A 2,232-nucleotide genomic window follows, 5' to 3' on the forward strand; every position below is an offset into this window, starting at 1 on the left:
AATTTTCTTTCCTTGTTTTTTCGCTTCTTCAACAGCACCTTTGATCGATGCGTCTTCAGCTACCCCTAAAATAGTAACGATATCAGCACCAGCCTCAGATGCCTTCAATACCTCGTACCCTGCTGCATCCATTGTCTTTGTGTCTGCTAGTACTTGTAAATGAGGAAAAGCTTCTTTAATTTCCTGTACAGCTCTTAATCCTTCAATCTTTACAACTGGTGTACCAATTTCTACGATATCAATATGATCCTGTACCTCATCTACGATTTTTTTTGCTTCCGGTATGTTAACTAAATCCAATGCTAGTTGTAATTCCATGAATTCTCCTCCTCTCAGGAATATTAATAGATTTGGTGTAATGCTTACTATGATTATAGGGTAGAACATTTAGTAATAAAAGTACGCACTTTAAATTCATATAGTGTACATAAATATACTAATAGGATAAACAATATGTTTGAAGAGACTTTTCATATAAAAAAAGCTTCTCTTTCTTTATAGTTAATCATGATACCAAAAAGAAATGTTTTATTGTTTTTTAATAGATACTCACAATTCGATAACCTCTCGAACTCTATATTTATTAATAATTACATCTTCATCCAAATATCTTTCATTGCAATAGCCAATTTTGTTTTATTGCTATTATAAAATCCCTATCACATTCTTAAAATAGTATAACCTCATAAAGTAATAGACTACTTTATGAGGCTATTCAAATTTTATACTCACTAATTATTTATAATCACTTCATTCAATACCCTTGTCCAATTTATCGGCTATTCTCTTTTATAAAGAACCCACTCCATAAATCGGTCTAGAAAAGTATACTCGTGATTAATTAAAGGATAGTTCTTCCAGTCTATGTGCTATATACACTGTCTTACCAATTAAGTGAAGGTTCTGGTAGTCTATGTGCTAGAAACACAGCTTCACCATCGGACTCTTCAGAGAAGAAAACTCGTGTACCAGGATTGATGATTACAACATCTCCTTCTGTTGCAACAAAACTATTCCCTTGTTCATCACTTACAACAAATTTTCCACGAACTACTGTTTTAATTTCTAGGTAATCATAGTAATAGTCGAAACCTTTGTCAGCCTTTTGCATGGAAAAGAATCCTAATGTCAACGCATCATTGTTAGTAGTTAGGGGTGCTTCTATGATTTGACTTCTTACTTCAGGGATACCTAGTTCTGCATTTAATTCCTTCTTTTCATAGGATCCATCTTTAATTAATTGTAAACCTGGTTTTTGACTTAAATAAGTGTAATTGTCTTTTGTCGCTGTACGGCTTGTCATTTTTTTCACTCCATTTATTTTATTTTTTATTTTTTAAAAAAATCAGATAAATTTTAAGGTACTTATCTTAAATAACCAAAGAAAAGCAGGTATTTAAGCAAGTGTTTCTTGTTTCATTAGATTTTTAATTGCAGCAGCTGCACCTTTTTTGTCATCTTTGTTAGCAATACCGCCACCAACAATAACAAGGTCAGGTTGTGATTTCAATACTTCTGGCAACGTTTCCAGTTTAATGCCACCTGCAATAGCTGTTTTGGCATTCTTCACTACACTTTTAATTGTTTCTAGATCTTTAAAGGAGTTTTTGCCTTCTGCCTGTAAGTCATAGCCTGTGTGTACACAAATGTAGTCTACACCAAACGCATCCAGCTCCTTCGCTCTTTTCTTAATATCCTTTACCGCAATTAAATCTACAAGGATTTTCTTTCCTTGTTTTTTCGCTTCTTCAACAGCACCTTTGATTGATGCGTCTTCAGCTACCCCTAAAATAGTAACGATATCAGCACCAGCCTCAGACGCCTTCAACACCTCGTAGCCTGCTGCATCCATTGTCTTTGTGTCTGCTAGTACTTGTAAATGAGGAAAAGCTTCTTTAATTTCTTTTACAGCCTTTAATCCCTCAATTTTAACAACTGGTGTACCTATTTCTACGATGTCAATATGATCCTGTACCTCTTCTACAATTTTTTTCGCTTCCGGGATGTTAACTAAATCCAATGCCAATTGTAATTCCATAAATTTTTCCTCCCTTTCAGTAAATTTATAAAATATATTATGGTGCTTACAGCGATTATAGGATAGAACATTCTGAAATAAAAGTACGCACTTTTATTTCATATAGTGTTTAAATCTATACTATTAGGTTATTTATTATAACGAAAAAGTAGTTTTGATTATCGAAATACCGATAATCAAAACTACTTTTTTTA

The 2,232-nt window shown here is 33.1% G+C and carries 3 protein-coding genes; all 3 read right to left on the minus strand.

Features of this window, described 5'->3' with window-relative positions; genetic code table 11:
* The coding region (locus F1560_RS18590; protein ID WP_187773774.1) for an orotidine 5'-phosphate decarboxylase / HUMPS family protein at positions 1-318 on the minus strand (318 nt) is incomplete at its 3' end.
* Between the two features lie 565 nt (positions 319-883).
* Positions 884-1,303 (minus strand): cupin domain-containing protein, encoded by a 420-nt coding sequence (locus F1560_RS18595; protein WP_149476136.1) that lies wholly within the window; start codon positions 1,301-1,303, stop codon positions 884-886.
* Between the two features lie 93 nt (positions 1,304-1,396).
* Positions 1,397-2,038 carry a 3-hexulose-6-phosphate synthase gene (gene hxlA, locus F1560_RS18600; RefSeq protein ID WP_149476137.1) on the minus strand — a complete coding sequence of 214 codons (642 nt, stop codon included), beginning with the start codon at positions 2,036-2,038 and terminating at the stop codon, positions 1,397-1,399.
* Positions 2,039-2,232 lie beyond the last annotated feature (194 nt).

Origin of the sequence: Oceanobacillus polygoni (assembly GCF_008304605.1) — a bacterium.
Lineage (GTDB): Bacteria > Bacillota > Bacilli > Bacillales > Amphibacillaceae > Oceanobacillus > Oceanobacillus polygoni.